Origin of the sequence: Falsirhodobacter halotolerans (assembly GCF_022899245.1) — a bacterium.
Classification (GTDB): domain Bacteria; phylum Pseudomonadota; class Alphaproteobacteria; order Rhodobacterales; family Rhodobacteraceae; genus Falsirhodobacter; species Falsirhodobacter halotolerans.
In genome coordinates, this window is record NZ_JALJAZ010000002.1 from 126532 (window position 1) to 143380 (window position 16849).

19 protein-coding genes are annotated in these 16849 nt (G+C 66.1%); 2 read left to right on the forward strand and 17 right to left on the reverse strand.

All coding sequences use genetic code 11. The features are described 5' to 3' along the window. Positions 1-25: 25 nt before the first annotated feature. Positions 26-304, forward strand: a complete 279-nt coding sequence (locus MU449_RS13980) for an SH3 domain-containing protein (RefSeq protein WP_244739227.1) — start codon at positions 26-28, stop codon at positions 302-304. Between the two features lie 7 nt (positions 305-311). Here the strand turns inward: MU449_RS13980 and MU449_RS13985 are convergent, their stop codons facing one another. The 16 genes from MU449_RS13985 to MU449_RS14060 form a co-directional block, all read right to left on the reverse strand. Beyond that, complete coding sequence (locus MU449_RS13985; protein ID WP_244739229.1) at positions 312-1238, reverse strand: LysR family transcriptional regulator; 927 nt, start codon at positions 1236-1238, stop codon at positions 312-314. A 16-nt stretch (positions 1239-1254) separates the two neighbouring features. Beyond that, entirely contained in the window at positions 1255-1929 is a 675-nt protein-coding gene (locus MU449_RS13990; protein ID WP_244739230.1) for a DUF1028 domain-containing protein, read from the reverse strand. 46 nt (positions 1930-1975) lie between these two features. Beyond that, positions 1976-2392 carry a RidA family protein gene (locus tag MU449_RS13995; protein WP_244739231.1) on the reverse strand — a complete coding sequence of 139 codons (417 nt, stop codon included), beginning with the start codon at positions 2390-2392 and terminating at the stop codon, positions 1976-1978. A gap of 26 nt (positions 2393-2418) precedes the next feature. After that, on the reverse strand, positions 2419-3024 hold the full coding sequence (locus MU449_RS14000) for a glutathione S-transferase (protein WP_244739232.1): 606 nt from the start codon (positions 3022-3024) through the stop codon (positions 2419-2421). Then, positions 3021-4019 (reverse strand): NAD(P)H-quinone oxidoreductase, encoded by a 999-nt coding sequence (locus MU449_RS14005; protein WP_244739233.1) that lies wholly within the window; start codon positions 4017-4019, stop codon positions 3021-3023. Before MU449_RS14005 ends, MU449_RS14000 begins: the two co-directional genes overlap by 4 nt. Then, on the reverse strand, positions 4016-5122 hold the full coding sequence (locus MU449_RS14010) for an ABC transporter ATP-binding protein (RefSeq protein ID WP_244739234.1): 1107 nt from the start codon (positions 5120-5122) through the stop codon (positions 4016-4018). The genes MU449_RS14005 and MU449_RS14010 overlap by 4 nt, the downstream gene beginning before the upstream one ends. Further along, positions 5112-5921 carry an ABC transporter permease gene (locus tag MU449_RS14015; protein WP_244739235.1) on the reverse strand — a complete coding sequence of 270 codons (810 nt, stop codon included), beginning with the start codon at positions 5919-5921 and terminating at the stop codon, positions 5112-5114. The genes MU449_RS14010 and MU449_RS14015 overlap by 11 nt, the downstream gene beginning before the upstream one ends. Beyond that, positions 5918-6775, reverse strand: coding sequence for an ABC transporter permease (locus tag MU449_RS14020; protein ID WP_244739236.1), 858 nt, complete (start codon positions 6773-6775; stop codon positions 5918-5920). The genes MU449_RS14015 and MU449_RS14020 overlap by 4 nt, the downstream gene beginning before the upstream one ends. Positions 6776-6833: 58 nt before the next feature. Continuing rightward, positions 6834-7859, reverse strand: coding sequence for an ABC transporter substrate-binding protein (locus MU449_RS14025; protein WP_244739237.1), 1026 nt, complete (start codon positions 7857-7859; stop codon positions 6834-6836). A gap of 200 nt (positions 7860-8059) precedes the next feature. Then, entirely contained in the window at positions 8060-8995 is a 936-nt protein-coding gene (locus MU449_RS14030; protein ID WP_244739239.1) for a 2-hydroxyacid dehydrogenase, read from the reverse strand. Then, the gene (locus MU449_RS14035) at positions 8992-9438 is read right to left on the reverse strand and encodes a type II 3-dehydroquinate dehydratase (protein ID WP_244739241.1); all 447 of its coding nucleotides are present in this window, start codon (positions 9436-9438) and stop codon (positions 8992-8994) included. The genes MU449_RS14030 and MU449_RS14035 overlap by 4 nt, the downstream gene beginning before the upstream one ends. Before the next feature lie 9 nt (positions 9439-9447). After that, positions 9448-10698: a flavin-containing monooxygenase gene (locus MU449_RS14040; protein WP_244739243.1), complete on the reverse strand. Its 1251-nt coding sequence runs from the start codon at positions 10696-10698 to the stop codon at positions 9448-9450. Between the two features lie 138 nt (positions 10699-10836). Then, positions 10837-11328 (reverse strand): flavin reductase family protein, encoded by a 492-nt coding sequence (locus tag MU449_RS14045; protein ID WP_244739245.1) that lies wholly within the window; start codon positions 11326-11328, stop codon positions 10837-10839. 12 nt (positions 11329-11340) lie between these two features. Beyond that, entirely contained in the window at positions 11341-11655 is a 315-nt protein-coding gene (locus MU449_RS14050; RefSeq protein WP_244739246.1) for a DUF4387 domain-containing protein, read from the reverse strand. A 1-nt stretch (position 11656) separates the two neighbouring features. Continuing rightward, positions 11657-13018 carry an acyclic terpene utilization AtuA family protein gene (locus tag MU449_RS14055; RefSeq protein WP_244739247.1) on the reverse strand — a complete coding sequence of 454 codons (1362 nt, stop codon included), beginning with the start codon at positions 13016-13018 and terminating at the stop codon, positions 11657-11659. A 4-nt stretch (positions 13019-13022) separates the two neighbouring features. Continuing rightward, entirely contained in the window at positions 13023-14390 is a 1368-nt protein-coding gene (locus MU449_RS14060; protein ID WP_244739248.1) for an LLM class flavin-dependent oxidoreductase, read from the reverse strand. 162 nt (positions 14391-14552) lie between these two features. Here MU449_RS14060 and MU449_RS14065 point away from each other — a divergent pair, with 162 nt between their 5' ends. Next, positions 14553-15575, forward strand: coding sequence for a LacI family DNA-binding transcriptional regulator (locus tag MU449_RS14065; RefSeq protein WP_244739249.1), 1023 nt, complete (start codon positions 14553-14555; stop codon positions 15573-15575). On the opposite strand, the gene MU449_RS14070 is transcribed toward MU449_RS14065, so the two are convergent. Then, on the reverse strand, positions 15572-16849 hold the full coding sequence (locus tag MU449_RS14070) for a TRAP transporter large permease (protein ID WP_244739250.1): 1278 nt from the start codon (positions 16847-16849) through the stop codon (positions 15572-15574). The genes MU449_RS14065 and MU449_RS14070 overlap by 4 nt on opposite strands.

Genomic DNA, 16849 nt, shown 5'->3' on the forward strand with positions numbered 1-16849 from the left:
CAAAAGAAACGAGTCAGGTCCGGTCATGATGAAATCCCTCGCCCTTCTTCCCGTTCTTCTGATCGTCGCCGGATGCGCGACGGGCACCGGCGTCGTGGTGCGGGATGCGGGCCCCGACGATCTGTTGAAGCTGCGGGCCGGTCCGGGGCTTGGTTACAAGATCCTGATGGGGCTGCCGGACGGCACGAAACTGACCCGCCGGGAATGCGTGACCGAGGTGGGGCAGCTGTGGTGCCGCGTGGCGCTGGCGGATGCGCCGGGCGTGACGGGCTATGTCTCGGCCGATTACCTGTCGGCGCGCTGAGGGGCGCTCACAGCACGATCCCCGGAAAATGGGCGGCGTCGGCGGCCTCGTGGCAATGGTCGATGAAGGCCTGGATCGTGCGCGACACATGGGCCGCGCGCGACATCGCGATCCCCAGCCGCAATGGCGGGACCGGGGTGTCAAGCGGGATGAACTTCAGGACGCGGCCATCCATCGACGTTTCCTGTACCGTGCGCATGTTGTTGATCCCGAACCCGTATCCGTTCGCGACAAGGCTGCGCTGGACCGAGATGTCGGTCGTGCGTTCGGCGATGCGCGGGCGCTGCCCCGTGGCCCGGAACAGCGACAGGAAGTAATCCGAGCTGTGGGGCATATCCAGAAGGACCATGTCATGCGCGATCAGATCGTCCGCCGTCACGCGGCGGGCCCCCGCCAGCGGGTGATCGACATCGACCATGACATAGGGCGGCAGCGTCAGCAGCGGGTGGAAGGTCACATCGCTGGGCAAGGCAAGGTCATAGGTCAGCGCCAGATCCACGCGTGAGGCGCCGAGCGCGTCGAAGATCTGCGCCTGATCCAGTTCGACCTGACTGAAATCCACGCTTTCGAACCGCCCTTCGAAGCTGCGGCGCAGTTGCGGGACCATCAGTTGCACGAAGGTGCGCAGGCAGCCCACCCGAAGCGATCCGCGCACGCTGTCTGTATAGATCTGCGCCAGGTCGTTCAGCTTGCCCGCGCTGTCCAGAACGACGCGGGCCTGTTCCATGAATCGCTCTCCGGTGGGGGTCAGGGCGGATCCTTGCGCGTGGCGGCGGGTGAAAAGCTGCACGCCGAACCCCGCCTCCAGCTGCGCGATGGCCGAGGACATGGAGGGCGCGGTGACGTTCACCTTTTCGGCGGCCAGCGCGATGCTGCCCGCCTCGCCCACGGCGATGAAATATTCCAGCTGCCGAAGGGTGAATCTGAGCGGCATGTGAACCTCCCCCGATCTAGGCGTCGCCCGGCACACCATAGGACGGCGCGGCCCCGGGCGACAGGGCGCGGGTGACATAGGCGTCCATCTGCGGGGCATAGACGCGCCACGCGTCTTCAAGGGCGGCGATGGGGCAGGCCTCGGTCCAGTCGATGCGCAGATCGACCAGCGGCCAGCTTTGGCGGTCCACCACCAGAAGGCCCGCCGAATGGACCGGCCCCGCCTCGCCCCCCGCGTCCAGACCGGCCCGCAGCGCCCCCATCAGGCGCGCGCCCAGATGCCCGTCGCTGGCGGCAAAGGCCTGCACCATCACTTCGGCCACCCCGGCATCGGCCAGAAGATTTCCCGCCGCCGCCGTGTCGCGCGCCTGCGCCTCGGACCAGAGCCCAAGGACGTTCGGGCCGGAATAGATGGCGCTTTCCCCCGATCTGCCGACCGCCAGCACCTGACGATAGGCCATGTCGGCCCCGCCGCGTTCCAGAATGGACAGCGCCTCGGCCGCGGTGGCGCCGCGCGCCATCAGGTCCAGCGCGTGGGGGCCAAGGCGCGGATCCGTCACGTTCTGGGTCGCCACCGCCCCCACACCGCTGCGCGCGAACGCACAGCGCGCCGCCACCGCGGGCGAGGAGGAGGAGATGGCGACGCCGAACATGCCTGTGTCCGGGCAATGGCCGATGATGGAAAACGTCATGGAAAACACCTGTGGCGCGGGCGCGCCCCCTTGCAAATGGGCCGCTTCAATCCGGGATGACGGCGGTCGCTTCGATCTCGACCAGCCATTCGGGCCGCGCCAGCGCCACGACCGTCAGGCCGGTGCAGACCGGAAACACGCCCCGGATGTATTCACCCATCGTGCGATAGACCGCCTCGCGGTGGCGGACATCGGTCAGATAGACGACCAGCTTGGTGACATGGGCCATCTCGCCGCCGCATTCCTCGACCAGTTGGCGGATGTTCTGCATGACCTTGTGGGTCTGTTCCACCGGATCGCTGCTGGCCAGATTGACGGCGGTGTCCAGATCCTGCGGGCACTGGCCCCGCAGGAAGATCGTCGTGCCCCCCTTGGCCACCACCGCCTGCGACAGATCGTTGTCGAGGTTCTGTTCGGGATAGGTGTCCTTGGTGTTGAACTTGCGGTGCCGAAGATGGGCCATGGGTCGTGTCTTTCGTTGAAGGGAGGTCAGGCGGTGGGGCGGGTCGCGACCATGGACGGGCGGGCGTCGAACGCCGCGTGCCAGTCGGCCAGCGCGCCGCGTCCGGCCCGCCAGTCCAGATCGGAGAAACGGAAATCCATCCAGCCCAGGGCACAGGCGGCGGAAATCGCGCCGATGTCGTGGCAGGCGGGGTCGGGAATGTCGGTGTTCATGGCGTCCAGCGCGTCGAACGCCTTTTCGCGCTGCTTGTCGGTCCAGGCGGACCAGCGCAGGTTTTCGGGCCGCGCGACATGTTCATAGCGGATCAGGATCAGCGCATCCATCAGGCCATCGGCCAGCGCCTGTCGGCGCAGCGCGGTCCAGCGGGCGGGGCCGGGGGCCGGAAACAGGCCGCCGCCGCCCAGATGGTCCAGATATTCGCAGATGACGCGGCTGTCATAAAGGGCCGTGCCGTCTTCGGTCAGGGCGGCGGGAACCTTGGCCAGCGGGTTGGCGGCCTGGATGCGGGTGTCGCGCTCCACCGGGTGGGCGGCAGTGGACTGCCGTTCGATCCGGTCCTGAAGGCCGTGTTCGTGGGCCGTGACCATCACCTTGCGCACGAAGGGCGATGCGGGGCCGTAATAGAGTTTCATGCCGTCTCTCCTTGCAATGTCAGGGCGATCTTGCCGAAATTCGTGCCGCTTTCCAGAAAACTGTGCGCTTGGGCGGCGTGGTTCAGCGGGAAGGCGCGCGACAGGACGGGCATCACCCGCCCCGGACCGATCAGCGGCAGAAGATGCGTGCGCACGGCAGAGGCGATGGCCGCCTTTTCCGCGTCGGATTTCGGCCGCAGGGTGGAGGAGCTGAGCCAGAGCCCCTTGCGCATCACCAGACCCAGATCGACCGGCGCGATCATCCCCGTCATGAACGACAGCCCGATATGCCGCCCGCCGGGGGCCAGACATTCCAGATGCCGGTTGATCGCGTCGCCCCCAAGGATGTCCAGCACGACATCGACGCCGCGCCCGTCGGTCAGCCGCCGCACCTCGGCCACCAGATCGGCCTGGCGGTAATCGATGGCGCGCGCGCCCAACGCCTCGGCTTCGGCGCATTTCGCAGGGCCCCCGGCGGTGACGATCACGCGGGCGCCCCAGGCGCGGGCCAGTTGCGCCGCCAGCGTGCCGATGCCGCTGCTGCCCCCTTGGATAAGAACCGTCTGGCCGGGGGCCAGCGCCCCCCGATCGAACAGGTTGTGCCAGATGGTGAACAGGCCTTCGGGCAGGATCGCGGCCTGGATCATGTCCAGCCCCTCGGGCACGGGCAGGCAGTGATCGGCGCGGGCCACGGCCCAACCGGCATAGCCGCCCGCAGGAACCAGCGCCATGACGGGTGTGCCGATGCGGGCCGCGTCCACGTCCGGCCCGACGGCGGTGATGTGGCCTGCCACCTCAAGCCCCAGAATGTCGGACAGATGGGCGGGGGCGGGCAAAACGCCCGAGCGTTGCATGATGTCGGGGCGATTGACCCCGGCGGCGGCGACCCGGATCAGCACCTCGCCCGCCCCGGGGGTGGGGATGGGGCGGGTGACGGGGGTCAGCACCTCGGGGCCGCCGGGATGGGTGGCGATGATTGCGGGCATGGTCGTCATGCGACGGCCCTTCCATCCGCGGCCGGGGGAAAGACCGACGGTCCGGTTTCGGACAGCGCGATCCCCACGGCGGTGCCGGGGGCCATGGCCTCCGCCGCCGGAACCCGCAGCATCATCCGCCCCCCTTCGGCCGCGGGGCAGTCCAGATGCAGTTCGGCATGGCTGCCCTGATAGACCGACAGCGCGACCGTGGCGGGGATGGCGTTCGCGGTTCCCGCCTCGGTCAGGCGGCAATGTTCGGGGCGCACGACCAGCGTGGCGGGCCCGAAGGCCGGAAGGTCCGCCGCGCAGGGGGCGATGCGCAGGCGGGCGGGGCCCACCTCCACCTCGGCCACGGGGCCGGTGCGGGCAAGGATGCGCGCCGAAAACAGGTTCGCATCGCCCACGAAGGTGGACACGAACAGGTTTTCCGGGCGGGCATAGATGTCGGCGGGCGCGCCGATCTGGCGGATCTCGCCGCGCGACATCACCGCGATGCGGTCCGACATGCTCAGCGCTTCGTTCTGGTCATGGGTCACGAAGACGGTGGTCAGGCCCAGCTTCATCTGGATCTCGCGCAGTTCCACCTGCATTGCGGTGCGCAGGTTGCGGTCCAGCGCCGAGAACGGCTCGTCCAGCAGCAGGACGCGCGGGCGGATGACCAGGGCGCGGGCAAGGGCCACGCGCTGCTGCTGCCCGCCCGAAAGCTGCTTGGGGCGCCGATCGGCGAAATCCTCCAGCTTGACCAGGGCCAGCGCCTCCTGCACGCGAGTCGCGATCTCGGCCTTGGCCACGCGGCGGGTGCGCAGGCCATAGGCCACGTTCTGCGCCACGGTCATGTGCGGAAACAGGGCGTAGTTCTGAAAGACGATCCCGATCTCGCGTTGATGCGGCGGCACCTGGGTCACCAGATCGCGGTGGATGAACAATTCGCCCGCGTCCGCCTCAAGAAACCCGGCGATCAGGTTCAAAAGCGTGGTCTTGCCGCAGCCCGACGGGCCCAGAAGGGTCAGAAACTCCCCCCGCTGGATCTTCAGCCAGATGGGGTTCAGGGCCACGCTGCCGCCGAAGGATTTGGTGACGCCGTCGATCTGCACGGCGGGGTGGGGCATCTCATTCGACATTGAGAACCTTTTCAAGACGGAAGAACCTATGGACGATCATCAGGATCGCGGCGACCACGAGGACATAGATGACCGAGACGGCCGCCAGCGTGGGATCGGCGTATTCGCGGACGTAGTTGTACATCGCGACGGGCAGGGTCTGCGTGCTCTGGTTCACCACGAACAGCGAGGCGGTGAATTCGTTGAACGACAGGATGGCCGCGAACAGCCCCCCCGACACCAGCCCCGGCACCAGAAGCGGCAGGGTGACGGTGCGCAGCACATGGGCGGGCGTGCCGCCCAGGCTTTCGGCCGCCTGTTCATACCGCCGCTCGAAATTCTGAAGCGAGACATAGACCGAGCGGACGACGAAGGGCAGGACGATGATCACATGCGTCGCCACCACCAGCCCCAGCGACCGGGGCATCGACACCGCCGCGGACAAAACCAGAAGCCCCAGCCCGATGGTGAAGTTCGGGATGATCAGCGGCGACATCAGAACCGCGTTCAGCGTGCGTTTCAGCGCGAAGTCATAGCGGTCGATGACATAGGCGAAGCCCGCCCCCGCGATCAGCGCGATCGCCGCGCCCATCCCGGCGATCTTCAGCGAATTGCGCAGGCCCGCGCCGAAATCGCGGTATTCGAAGGCGTTGGCATACCAGCGCAGCGACCACGCCTTGGGCGGAAAGGACAAGATCGCCCCGTCGTTGAACGACGCGATGGCCACGACGACGAAAGGCAGCAGCACGAAGGCCAGAATGGCCCCCAGAACGATGCGCCCGCCCCAGTCCAGCAGATGATCGAGTGCGGTCTTTTTCATGCGCCATGCCCTCCCAGACGCTCCAACCGGCGGATACCCGTGTTGAAGACGGTCAGCACGGCGATGGTGAACAGGAGGCCCACCAGCGACAAGGACGCCGCCAGAGGGAAATTGAACGAGGCGAACCCCACCTGATAGACGAGGGTGGAGATGGTCTGCACCTGCCCCCCGCCGATGATCTGCGGCGTGGCGAAGGCCGAAAACGTCCAGGCGAAGGCGGTGGAGGTGGCCGCCACGATCCCCGGAACCGACAGGGGCAACGTCACCGTGACGAAGCGCCGGATGCGCCCCGCCCCCAGCGAACTGGCCGCGCGTTCCAGATTGCGATCGATATGGGCCAGCGCCGCCGCCAGCATCACCACCACGATGGGCAGCGTGAAATGCACAAGGGCGATGACCACGCCCGTCATGGTGAACATGAACGCGATCGGCCGGTCGATCAGCCCCAGATCCATCAGGATCGCGTTGACGAAGCCGCGATTGCCCAGAACGATCATCCACGAATAGGTGCGCACGATTTCCCCCAGAAACAGCGGCGTGAGGGAGATGAGAAGAATGGCGCTGCGCAGTTTGGCCGACCGCGCCCGCACCATGGCATAGGCCAGCGGATACCCGATCAGCAGCGTGAACAGCGCGGTCCAGGCGCACAGAAGGACGGTGTTCACGAAGGCCTGCCCATAGACCGCCTTCCACAACGTGGTGAAATTGTCGAACGTCAGGCCGCCGGGGTCCAGCGCGCCCGGCACATGCGCGCGAAAGCTGTATTGCACGATGGCCAGAAAGGACGCCGCGATCCCGATCGCGATCAGGACCGAGGGCAGGGCGAACCAACCGAGAAAGGGGCGCGTCGTCATGCGGGATACAAGGCTCCGGCTGGGGCGGCCCGGGGGGAACCGGGCCGCAAGGGTGGGATCAGTTCGCGGCGATCATGTTTTCCGAGAACCACTGGCGCCATTCGCCGATCTTTTCGGCCCGGAATTCGTTGGGGATGACCAGCGTCTGGGTCGCCCATTGTTCGGGGGTCGTGAAGATGCCGGGAAGGGCGGCCAGTTCCTCGGACAGTTCGACATTCGACACGACGGGGCTGCCCTTCTTGATCTCGGCGATCTGGGCCTGCACCTCGGGGTCGAGGGCGGCGTTGATGAACTGATAGGCCAGATCCTGCTTGTCCGATCCGGCGGTGATGCCCATCGTATCCACGCCCAGAACCGCGCCTTCGGACGGGATCGCCAGTTCCACGTCCAGCCCCTGGGACTGCATGTGATAGGCGTTCATCGACAACAGGACCTGCACCGGCGTTTCGCCCGTGGACAAAAGCTGCTGCGAGTTGGCGTCGTTGGTATAGAAGGCGCGCAGGTTCGGTTTCAGCGCCAGAAGCTTGTCCTCGGCCTGCTGCCAGTCCTCGATCTCCACCCCTTCCAGCTTGGCCGCGACGGCGATGATGTGGGACGGGTCGAAATCGGGCAGGGCGACCATGCCCTCCAGCTCGGGCGACCACAGGTCGTTCCAGCTGTCAAAGCTCACCCCTTCGGGCAGCATGTCGGGCAGATAGCCGATGGTATAGACATAGGCCCAGGCCCCGATATGCGACGGGCTGATCTTTGCCTGTTCCACCAGATTGGCGGCGTTGGGGATCTTGGACATGTCCAGATCCTCGAACAGGCCCTGATTGCGATAGAGCCAGCCGACATGCGAGGTGGTGAAGGTGACGTCGCTTTCGGGCGTGTCGCGGCTGAGGTTGGCCTGGTTCAGACGGTCGATGGTGCCGCCGGTGATGAACTCGACCTCGACGCCGGTGTCTTCGGTGAACTTCTTGGCGATGGTGTCGGCGATCAGGTCGCGGAAGCTGCCGCCCCAGCTGCTGACGACCAGCGTTTCGGCATGGGCGGCGGGGGCGATGAGGCCGATGGTGGCCGCGGTCAAAAGAAGGCGTTTCATGGCGGGGATCCTCTGTTGGGCCGATGGGGCGGATGTCGATCCGACCCTAGGGGGGTGGCCGGGGCGGGGCGTATCTGAAAATGCCTTTCCATTGCGAAGGTTCGGGGCGCAGTTTGAGGCAAGTCTCCGAAAAGCTGGATATTTTCCGATGGCGCGTCCGCGGCCTTGTGGTGCGGACGCCCATCATCCGGGCGGTCTGCCTAGTATCCGCGCGTTCTGGAAACCGTATGCGCCAGCGGGGTGCCTTCACGGACGGCGCGGATGTTCGCGGCGATCTGCGGGGCGGCGCTTTCGGGCAGCGCCACCGACGCGAGGTGCGGCGTGATCAGCACCCCCGGCAGCGACCAGAGCGGGTGGTCGGGATCCAGGGGCTCGCGCTCGAACACGTCCAGCGTCGCGCCGGCAAGCGCCCCCTGCCGCAGCGCCGCCACCAGCGCGTCCTGATCCACCACCTCCCCGCGCGAGACGTTGATGAAGGCCGCGCCCGGTTTCATTGCGGCAAAGGCCGCCCGATCCAGACGATTGCGGGTGGCGGGCGTCAGCGGCAACATGCAGACGACGATGTCGGCGCGGGCCAGAAGCCCCGGCAGCGCGTCATCGCCGCAATGGACGGTGACGCCGGGCAGATCGCGGGGCCGCGTGGCCCAGCCGTGGGTGTCATAGCCCTGCCGCGCCACCTCGGTCGCGGCGCGTGCGCCCAGATCCCCCAGACCCAGCACCGCCACCGTGATGTCGGACGCCGCGCGGGGGTGCTTGTAGGCCCATTCGCGCCGCGCCTGCGCCGCCTCGAAATGCGGAATGTCGCGGGCGTGGCGCAGGACGGCGAACAGGACATAGCCCGCCATCATCCGCCCCATCTCCGGGTCCGACAGGCGGGTGATCGGCACATCGGGCAGATCGGTGCGCGCGACCAGCCGGTCCACCCCTGCGCCCAGATTGATCACCAGCTCCAGATTGGGAAAACGGGCGAAGAACCCCTCGGGCGGCATCCAGACAAGGGCGAAGCGCACGCGGGCGGGATCGGTCACCGCCTCGGCGCGTTCCATCCGCACCCCGTCGCCCAGAAGGGGCGCAAGTGCCGCGTGCCACCGGTCGAACGGGTCGAACGCGCTGGAGAAGACAAGCGTGTCGGTCATGCGTCCCGCGCCCCGATCAGGTCGGCCATCGCCTCCAGCCCCAGAAGATAGCCGCGCAGGCCCAGACCCGCGATGACCCCCGTCGCCGCCTTGGAGATGAAGGAATGATGCCGGAACGGCTCGCGTTTCCAGATGTTGCTCATGTGGCATTCCAGGATCGGGCCGTCGAAGGCCAGAAGCGCGTCGAGGATCGCGATGGAGGTGTAGGTCAGCCCCGCCGCGTTGATCATCAGGCCGTCGCTGGTCTGGCGCGCCTCCTGGATCCAGTCGATCAGGACGCCTTCGTGGTTCGACTGCCGAAACTGAAGCGCGATCCCCAGATCCGCGGCGCGCGTGTGGCAGGCCGCCTCGATCTGGGCAAAGCTGTCGGGGCCATAGCTGCCCTTGGGGTCCAGCCCGTAAAGGTTCGCATTGGGGCCGTTCAGGAACAGGACGTGTTTCATCGGGGCCCCTCAGGTCTTCTGATAGGAGACGTAGTTGCGCTGCACCCCGATATGGGTCGCGATGTATTTCGCGTCATACCAGCAACCATAGATGAAGGAGGATGCGCGGTTGGTCAGCTCCGGCAGGCCGAGGAAATAGATCCCCTGTTCGGCGGAAATGCCGCGCTTGTGGAAGGGCTGGCCCTGTTCGTCGAAGGCCGCGACCTGCAACCAGCTGAAATCGAACTTGAAGCCCGTGGCCCAGATGATCGAGGTCACGTTTTCGGCCCGCAGGTCCAGCGTGCGGACGGGATCGGCGATGCAGGCGGGATCGGGCAGCATGTTCCACGCCCCCGGTTCGGGCGGCAGGTCGATCCCGTTGCGGGTGACATAGGCGTCCGCCTCGCGCAGGACATCGAGATAGGCGCGGTCGCCTTCGGCGATGTTGGCCGCCAGATCGCCCGCGATGTGCAGCACGCCGTCCTCATAGGCCTGCGTCATGCCCAGAACGGTGATTCCCGCATGGCCGAAGCGGCGGAAATCGATCGTCTTGCCGCCGTCATAGCCGCTGACGGCGAAGGCCACATGCTTCTTCTTGGCCTGGACCTTGATTTCGTCCCATTTCCCCAGAACGCCCAGCCACCAGACGTAATCGCGCTGACGATAGGCGCGGGGGGGGCGGTAATGTTCGCCGATCGACAAGAAGACCTTGCGGCCCGCGCGCTGCAATTCCTCGGCGATCTGCGACCCGGAGGCGCCGCCGCCCACGACCAGAACCGCCCCTTGGGGCAACTGGCCGGGGTTCTTGTAGGCCGAGGAGTGAAGCTGCGTGATGCCTGCCGTGTCGGGCACGATGGCGGGAAAGGACGGCTTCTGGAACGGGCCGGTGGCGGCGACCACGCGCAGGGCCTCGATCTCTCCTTGCGATGTGATGACGATGAAGCCGGGCCGCCCTTCGCAGCGTTTGACGCAGGTGACCTCCACATTCGTGCGGACGGGGGCGTCGATCAGGGCGGCGTAATCCTCGAAATATTTCGCCATGCGCTCCTTCGGGGGAAACACCTCCGGCGCGATGTCGTCGAATTCAAGGCCGGGAAAGCGGTCGTGCCATGCGGGGCCGTTGGCCACCAGCGAATCCCAGCGTTCCGACCGCCAGCGTTCGGCGATGCGGTTGCGCTCCAGCACCAGATGCGGGACGCCCATCTGGGTCAGATGCTCGCTCATGGCGATTCCGGCCTGACCGGCCCCAATCACCAGCGTGTCGATTTTTTCGGCGGTCATGTCTGTCATCCTGATCTGGGGTCCGGCGCGGGGGCGGGCGATGCCCCCTTGGTCTGCCGAAACCCCGGTTCAGGGGAAAGAAGTATGTTCCGATGCAAAAGGCAGGGTGAACCCGCCCCAGACCGGACAGGGCGCCGTTCACCCGCCCGCGTCGCCGATGGGCGCAAGCCCGCCATAGGCCCCGCCGTGAAAGATCAGCGGCGGGGCGGGGGCGTGGTGGTGGTCGCACACCTCGGCCACGAAGATGATGTGATCGCCCCCGTCATAGCGGTGCACCGTCCGGCATTCGAACCGGGCGGTGCAGTCGCGCAGGAGGGGGACATCCGCCACGCCCCGATCCACCGCCAGGCCCGCGAACTTGTCGGGATCCTTGCCGGCGAAACGGGCGGACAGATCCGCCTGATCCGCCGTCAGGACATGAACCGCGAAATGGTCCGCATCCCGAAACGCCGCCAGGCTGGACGAGGATCTGGCAAGGCTCCACAGCACCATCGGCGGAGAGAGCGAGACGGAGCTGAAGCTGTTGGCGGTGCGGCCAAGATCGGTGCCGTCCGGCCCCTTCGTGGTCACCACGGTCACGCCGGTGGCGAAGGCGCCGAAGGCGTTGCGCAGGCGTCGCGTGTCATCCATGTCGCCCTCCGTTCAGTCCAGCGGGATGTCGATGTCAAGAAGCGGCGCGTGCTGCTGCGCCCCATAGACGTCCGTGTCGCCGAAATCCCCCGCCGGGATGCGGCGCGGAAACGTCGCCTTGAACGCGGCGGCGGTGTCATAGGGGGTGAACAGCACATCCATCACCGACACGCCGTAAAGCCGGGCGAACAGCGGCGCGCTGAGCACCCCCGTCGCCTTCACGCGGTGATAGAGCGCGTGATCCTCGAACAGGACGTCGATCGTGATGTTGAACGGGCCGGCATTCTTGCTTTTGCAGATCTGTGCGATGTCGCGGATAAGGGCCATGTCACACCTTTTCGTATTCGATGGGGAACATCGCGCAGGGATCGTCCACCGCGACGGTATGAAAAACGCTGAAGCGATACATCGCGCCCATTTCGATGTCGGAGGGGCTGAACGGGAAGGCCATGTTGCCTTCCTTGCACAGACGCCCCGGGAAATCGGCATGCAGCATCGAGGTGCGGGCCATGGCCAGAACGGCGTTCGCGATGTCCTGCGTCTTGCCCAGAACCTCGATCACGAAGCCCAGTTCGTGGCTGGTGATCGCGCGTTCGGGCTCCCACCCGCCCATGACGCCGTCGCGGCCATAGCAGTGGACGTTCAGGCTGTAATCTTCGGGCGGAACGCCGAAGGACTGCGCCTTGGCCGCGACCTTCGTGCGATGCGTCTCAAGATAGCTGTCGATCTGCCCGATCAGGACCGGATCGCGCGTGCCGCAGATGGCGATGGCGCGGTAGCCGGCCTTTTCCACGCCCTCAAGCTTGATCGTGTATTGATCGGCGGGGGTCCAGGTCATGCCGTCGATCTTGACCGCGCGGTCGCTGACGGGGATGAAATTGCAGGCGCTGGTATCCAGGAGCCCGCCCGGTTCGACATGGTGGATCGGGCTGGAATTTTCGTGCAACGCGAAGTTCGCCACCGCCAGCGGGGTGGAGCGGCGGATGGGGTTGGGCGGTTCGCAGATGACGTGATCGTCCCGCACCCGCAAGAAGATGCAGTCCGGTTCCTTGGGCACGGTGGGTTCCGCGCCGCATTCCAGCATCTTGCCCGCATACCACGACGGCGCCGGGGCCATGCCCGCGCGGATGGCGGGGGCGGCCCATTGCGCGGGGTCGCTGCTGCGCCCGGCCAGGATGACCTGCGCGCCCTCGTCCAGCGCCTTCATGAACGGCTCCGGCCCCATCATGCCGACGATGCGTTCGGCGTTGTGGACCATGGCGGCCTCCAGCGGTTTCATGCGCGACAGCGGTTTGGTCAGCCCCTTTTCGATCCAGGACAGCAGATCGCGTTTGGGCTGTTCGGCATGGATCAGCGCCATCTTGAAGGACAGCCTCTCCTCCCGCGCGATTTCGCGCACCAGGGCGGCGGTGTCCCGCAGATGCGGCTCTCCGCCCGCGCCGCCGGAGGTGCCGATGATGCAGGGGATCCTGGCGGCCATCGCCGCCAGAAGCATCAGCCGCAGATCGCGTTTCACCGACAGGCGGGAGGTGAAGGATTTGCCCGCGCCAAGATAATACGGGCCGGGATCGGTGCTGCCGCCATCGCAGCCGATGACATGCGGCTCCCACGACATGCCGATTTTCAGGGAGTCCTCGGCATAGCCGTAGCCGAGGATGCCGCTGGTCGAAAGCATACGGTATTCTTGCATGATCTTACTCCGCCGCCATGGCCCGTGCGGGGCGGGGCGGCACGCCGATCCCAAGGTTTTCGCGCAGGGTGTCGCCGGCATAATCCTTTTGATAAAGGCCCCGACGTTGCAGTTCGGGGACGACAAAGCGGGTGAAATCCTCGAACGCGCCGGGGGTGTGGGTCGCGGCCAGAACGAAGCCGTCGCAGGCGCCGCCGGTGAACCATTCCTCCATCTGATCCGCGACCTGGCTTGGGGTGCCGCAGAAGATCGGGAACTCTCCGATCGTGCCGCGGCCCGAGAAATGGACGAAATCGCGGACGGTCGGGTTCTGCTTGCCGCTGAGGGCCTGCACCCGTTCCTTGAAGCCGGACCAGGACAGTTTGGCCAGCTCCTCGTCGGTGAATTCGCTGTCCATCGGTTTGCTGGCGAAATCGAAGTTCAACGCCTCGGACAAAAGGACCACGGCGTCCACGGGTTTGGCCAGCGCGCGGATGTATTCGCGCTTTTCCTCCGCGATCGCCTGGGTTTCGCCCACGCAGACATAGCAGGCGGGGCAGATCGCCACGTCGTCGGGGTTGCGGCCCGCATTGGCCACTTCTTCCTTGACGGCGGCGTATTGCTTCCGGCCCACGTCGAGGTTGGGATAGACGACGAAGATCAGATCGCCCCATTTCCCGGCGAACTGGCGGCCCTTGCCGCTTTGGCCCGCCTGGATGATGACCGGCTGACCCTGGGGCGAGCGGGGGACGGGCAGGGGCCCGCGCGAGCTGAAGAACCTGCCCTGATGATCCAGCCGATGAACCTTGGCGGGGTCGGCGAAGGTGCCGCTTTGCTTGTCCACGATCAGGGCGTCGTCGTCCCAGCTGTTCCAAAGACCCTGAACGACCTGCAGAAACTCGTCCGCGCGGTCATAGCGCAGATCGTGGGCCAGGTGTTCGGTCCGGCCGAAATTGGCCGCTTCGGAGTTGTTGAGCGAGGTGACGACGTTCCACGCCGCGCGGCCCCGCGTCATCAGATCGAGCGTGGCGAACAGGCGCGCGACGTGGAACGGCTCGTAATAGGTGGTGGAGTAGGTGATCCCGAGGCCGATCTTCTTCGTGGCCATGCCGATGGCGGTGATGATCGACACGGGGTCCATCTTGACCACGCGAACGCCGTTCTCCACCGCCTCGCGGTGGTCGTTGTCGAAGATGTCGGGCATGGCCAGGCGGTCGTCGAAAAAGGCGAGATGGAACTTGCCATCCTCCAGCACGCGGCCGATCCGCTGGAAATATTCGGGCGTCAGGAAGTCCGTCGCCCCTGCGGGGTGGCGCCAGGATCCCGGCGCGATCGAGCAGTTCTGGGCCTGCAGGAACCCGACCATTTTGATGTGCCGTTGATGATCAGCCATGTCTTTCTCCTCCTCCCGTATCCGACAAGTTGCCGGACAAGTGCGCACACGTTTGCGCATAAAATGAGATTAGGGATCGACCGCCGCGTGTCAACACAAGATGCGCGGGCGTGGTCCACTTTCCGCGCAGACAGCGCGAGGCGGGTTTGATACATCGCCAGGATGGACACCGCCGAATCAACACCGCGTCGAACCACGGTCGTCACGCTGTCGGAACTGGCCGGGGTGGCGCCATCGACCGTGACGCGCGCGTTAAGGGGCGATACACGGATTTCCGAAGCGACCCGTCGCAAGATCCTGACCCTTGCGCGGGAACACGGGTATACGCCGAACGCGCAGGCGCGCACCCTGTCGTCGGGACGCAGCGGCCTTTACGGGTTGGTCATCGGACCGGCCAGCAATCCCTTCTATGTAGCCTTGTTGCACGAGGCCACGACGCAGGCCCGGGCGCGCGGGGTGCGCCTTCTGATCATCCATGCCGGTGCGGGTCCGATCGAGGATTCGACCGCCGACGCCCTTTTGCAGTATCAGGTGGACGGCTGCATCATCGCCTCGGCCAACCTGTCGTCCCGGGCGGCGGAGATTTGCGCGCGCAACAACGTGCCCTTGGTGATGGTCAACCGCGTCGCCCTCAGCCACGGCTGTTTCGTCACCTGCGACAACCGGGGCGGGGGCGCGGATGTCGCGCATCTGCTGTTGGACCGGGGCCATGCGCGGTTCGGGATCGTCCACACCTCCTCCACCTCCTCCACCGCGCAGGAGCGCGAGGAGGGGTTCACGGCGGAACTGGCCCGCGCGGGCCGGGGGGTGACGCATCGTTTCGACGGGCAATCGACCTATGAGGGCGGGTTCGCGGCGGGGCAGGCGTTGGCGCAGATGCCGCCCGGCGATCGGCCGAGCGCCGTCTTTGCGGTCAGCGACATCATGGCGATGGGTCTTCTGGATGCGCTGCGGCTGGCCCAAGTGGCCGTGCCCGAGGAGATCGCCGTCGCAGGCTTCGACGGTCTGGCCGAGGCAGGCCGCGCGATCTATGACCTGACGACGGTCGAACAGCCGCTGGACGTGATGGTGCGCCGCGCGTTCGAGATGTTGGCGGCGCGGTCGGGCAACCATCGGCTGCCCGACGAGCTGATCGCGCTTCGTGGCCGCCTGATCCTGCGGGGATCGAGCGGCCACGGCGGTTAGTTCATCGTCTGCGGGATATAAAGCACGATCTGCGGCACGAGATACAGCACGGCCACCGTCGCCAGGAGGATGATCGCGAAGGGCAGCGTGCCCAGCATCACCTCTTTCAACTTGGCGCGGGCCACCGACTGGATCACGAACAGATTCATCCCGACCGGCGGCGTGATGAGCGCGATTTCGATCATGATGACGAAGTAGATCCCGAACCAGACCGGATCGATGCCGTGCACCTCCAAGGACGGCATCAGGACGGGCAGCACGATCAGGATCATGGCGATCCCTTCCAGGAACAGGCCCAGGATCAGCAGGACCAGCGTCACCACGATAATGAAAACCCCCGCGCTTTCGATGTTGGCCGCGATCCATTGCGACACGTCATAGGGGATGCGGTACAGCATGATTGCCTTGCCGAAGACATTCGCGCCCGCGATGATCAAAAGCAGGTTCGCCGTGGTCAGGCCCGCGCCCCTTACCGCCTTGCGCAGGTCCGGGGTGTTCAGCCGGCGCGAGACGAAGACATAGATCAGCGTCATGGCCAACCCGACGGCGGCGGATTCCGTGGGCGTGAAGACGCCCGCATAGATGCCGCCGATCATGGTGGCCGCGATCACGACCGTCGGCAGCGCCCGCAGCGTCACGATCCGGCGCGGTTCGGCAGTCTCGGGCCGAATTTCCGATTTCGGCGCGCCACCCAGATAGGATTTCACGACGCAATAGGCGAGAAAGGCCGCCACCAGCACAAGGCCCGGCCCGATGCCCGCCAGAAACATTGCGGCGGTCGATTGTTCGGCCACGGCGGCATAGATGATCAGCGGAATCGACGGCGGGATCAGGATGCCCAGCGTGGCCCCCGCGGCCAAGGTGCCCATGACGAACCGCTTGTCGTAACCACGTTTCGTCATCTCCGGCACGGCGACGGTGCCGATCATCGCCGCCACCGCCACGGACGAGCCCGATACGGCGGCGAACAACCCGCAGGAGATGACCGTGGCGATGGCCAACCCGCCGCGGATGTTGCCGACCCAACGCTGGACGGCATCGAACAGGTCCTTGGCCACCCCGGCCTTCAGAAGGATGTTCGAGGTCAGAAGGAAGACCGGCACGGCCAGAAGAATGAAGTTGTTGACCGAGCCGAGAAATTCCATCGGCACGGCGGCCAGCGGGATGCCCTTCAACAAAAGCAGCACGGTTCCCATGACGATCAGGGTGATGCCGACCGGAAGCCCGGCGAACAGCAGCGTGAACAGCGAAAGGATGATGAGGACGGCTTCCAT

Coding starts and splice junctions, on each gene's coding strand:
- MU449_RS13980 (WP_244739227.1), top strand. CDS start 26: ATGATGAAATCCCTCGCCCTTCTTCCCGTTCTTCTGATCGTCGCCGGA.
- MU449_RS13985 (WP_244739229.1), bottom strand. CDS start 1,238: ATGCCGCTCAGATTCACCCTTCGGCAGCTGGAATATTTCATCGCCGTG.
- MU449_RS13990 (WP_244739230.1), bottom strand. CDS start 1,929: ATGACGTTTTCCATCATCGGCCATTGCCCGGACACAGGCATGTTCGGC.
- MU449_RS13995 (WP_244739231.1), bottom strand. CDS start 2,392: ATGGCCCATCTTCGGCACCGCAAGTTCAACACCAAGGACACCTATCCC.
- MU449_RS14000 (WP_244739232.1), bottom strand. CDS start 3,024: ATGAAACTCTATTACGGCCCCGCATCGCCCTTCGTGCGCAAGGTGATG.
- MU449_RS14005 (WP_244739233.1), bottom strand. CDS start 4,019: ATGACGACCATGCCCGCAATCATCGCCACCCATCCCGGCGGCCCCGAG.
- MU449_RS14010 (WP_244739234.1), bottom strand. CDS start 5,122: ATGTCGAATGAGATGCCCCACCCCGCCGTGCAGATCGACGGCGTCACC.
- MU449_RS14015 (WP_244739235.1), bottom strand. CDS start 5,921: ATGAAAAAGACCGCACTCGATCATCTGCTGGACTGGGGCGGGCGCATC.
- MU449_RS14020 (WP_244739236.1), bottom strand. CDS start 6,775: ATGACGACGCGCCCCTTTCTCGGTTGGTTCGCCCTGCCCTCGGTCCTG.
- MU449_RS14025 (WP_244739237.1), bottom strand. CDS start 7,859: ATGAAACGCCTTCTTTTGACCGCGGCCACCATCGGCCTCATCGCCCCC.
- MU449_RS14030 (WP_244739239.1), bottom strand. CDS start 8,995: ATGACCGACACGCTTGTCTTCTCCAGCGCGTTCGACCCGTTCGACCGG.
- MU449_RS14035 (WP_244739241.1), bottom strand. CDS start 9,438: ATGAAACACGTCCTGTTCCTGAACGGCCCCAATGCGAACCTTTACGGG.
- MU449_RS14040 (WP_244739243.1), bottom strand. CDS start 10,698: ATGACCGCCGAAAAAATCGACACGCTGGTGATTGGGGCCGGTCAGGCC.
- MU449_RS14045 (WP_244739245.1), bottom strand. CDS start 11,328: ATGGATGACACGCGACGCCTGCGCAACGCCTTCGGCGCCTTCGCCACC.
- MU449_RS14050 (WP_244739246.1), bottom strand. CDS start 11,655: ATGGCCCTTATCCGCGACATCGCACAGATCTGCAAAAGCAAGAATGCC.
- MU449_RS14055 (WP_244739247.1), bottom strand. CDS start 13,018: ATGCAAGAATACCGTATGCTTTCGACCAGCGGCATCCTCGGCTACGGC.
- MU449_RS14060 (WP_244739248.1), bottom strand. CDS start 14,390: ATGGCTGATCATCAACGGCACATCAAAATGGTCGGGTTCCTGCAGGCC.
- MU449_RS14065 (WP_244739249.1), top strand. CDS start 14,553: ATGGACACCGCCGAATCAACACCGCGTCGAACCACGGTCGTCACGCTG.
- MU449_RS14070 (WP_244739250.1), bottom strand. CDS start 16,849: ATGGAAGCCGTCCTCATCATCCTTTCGCTGTTCACGCTGCTGTTCGCC.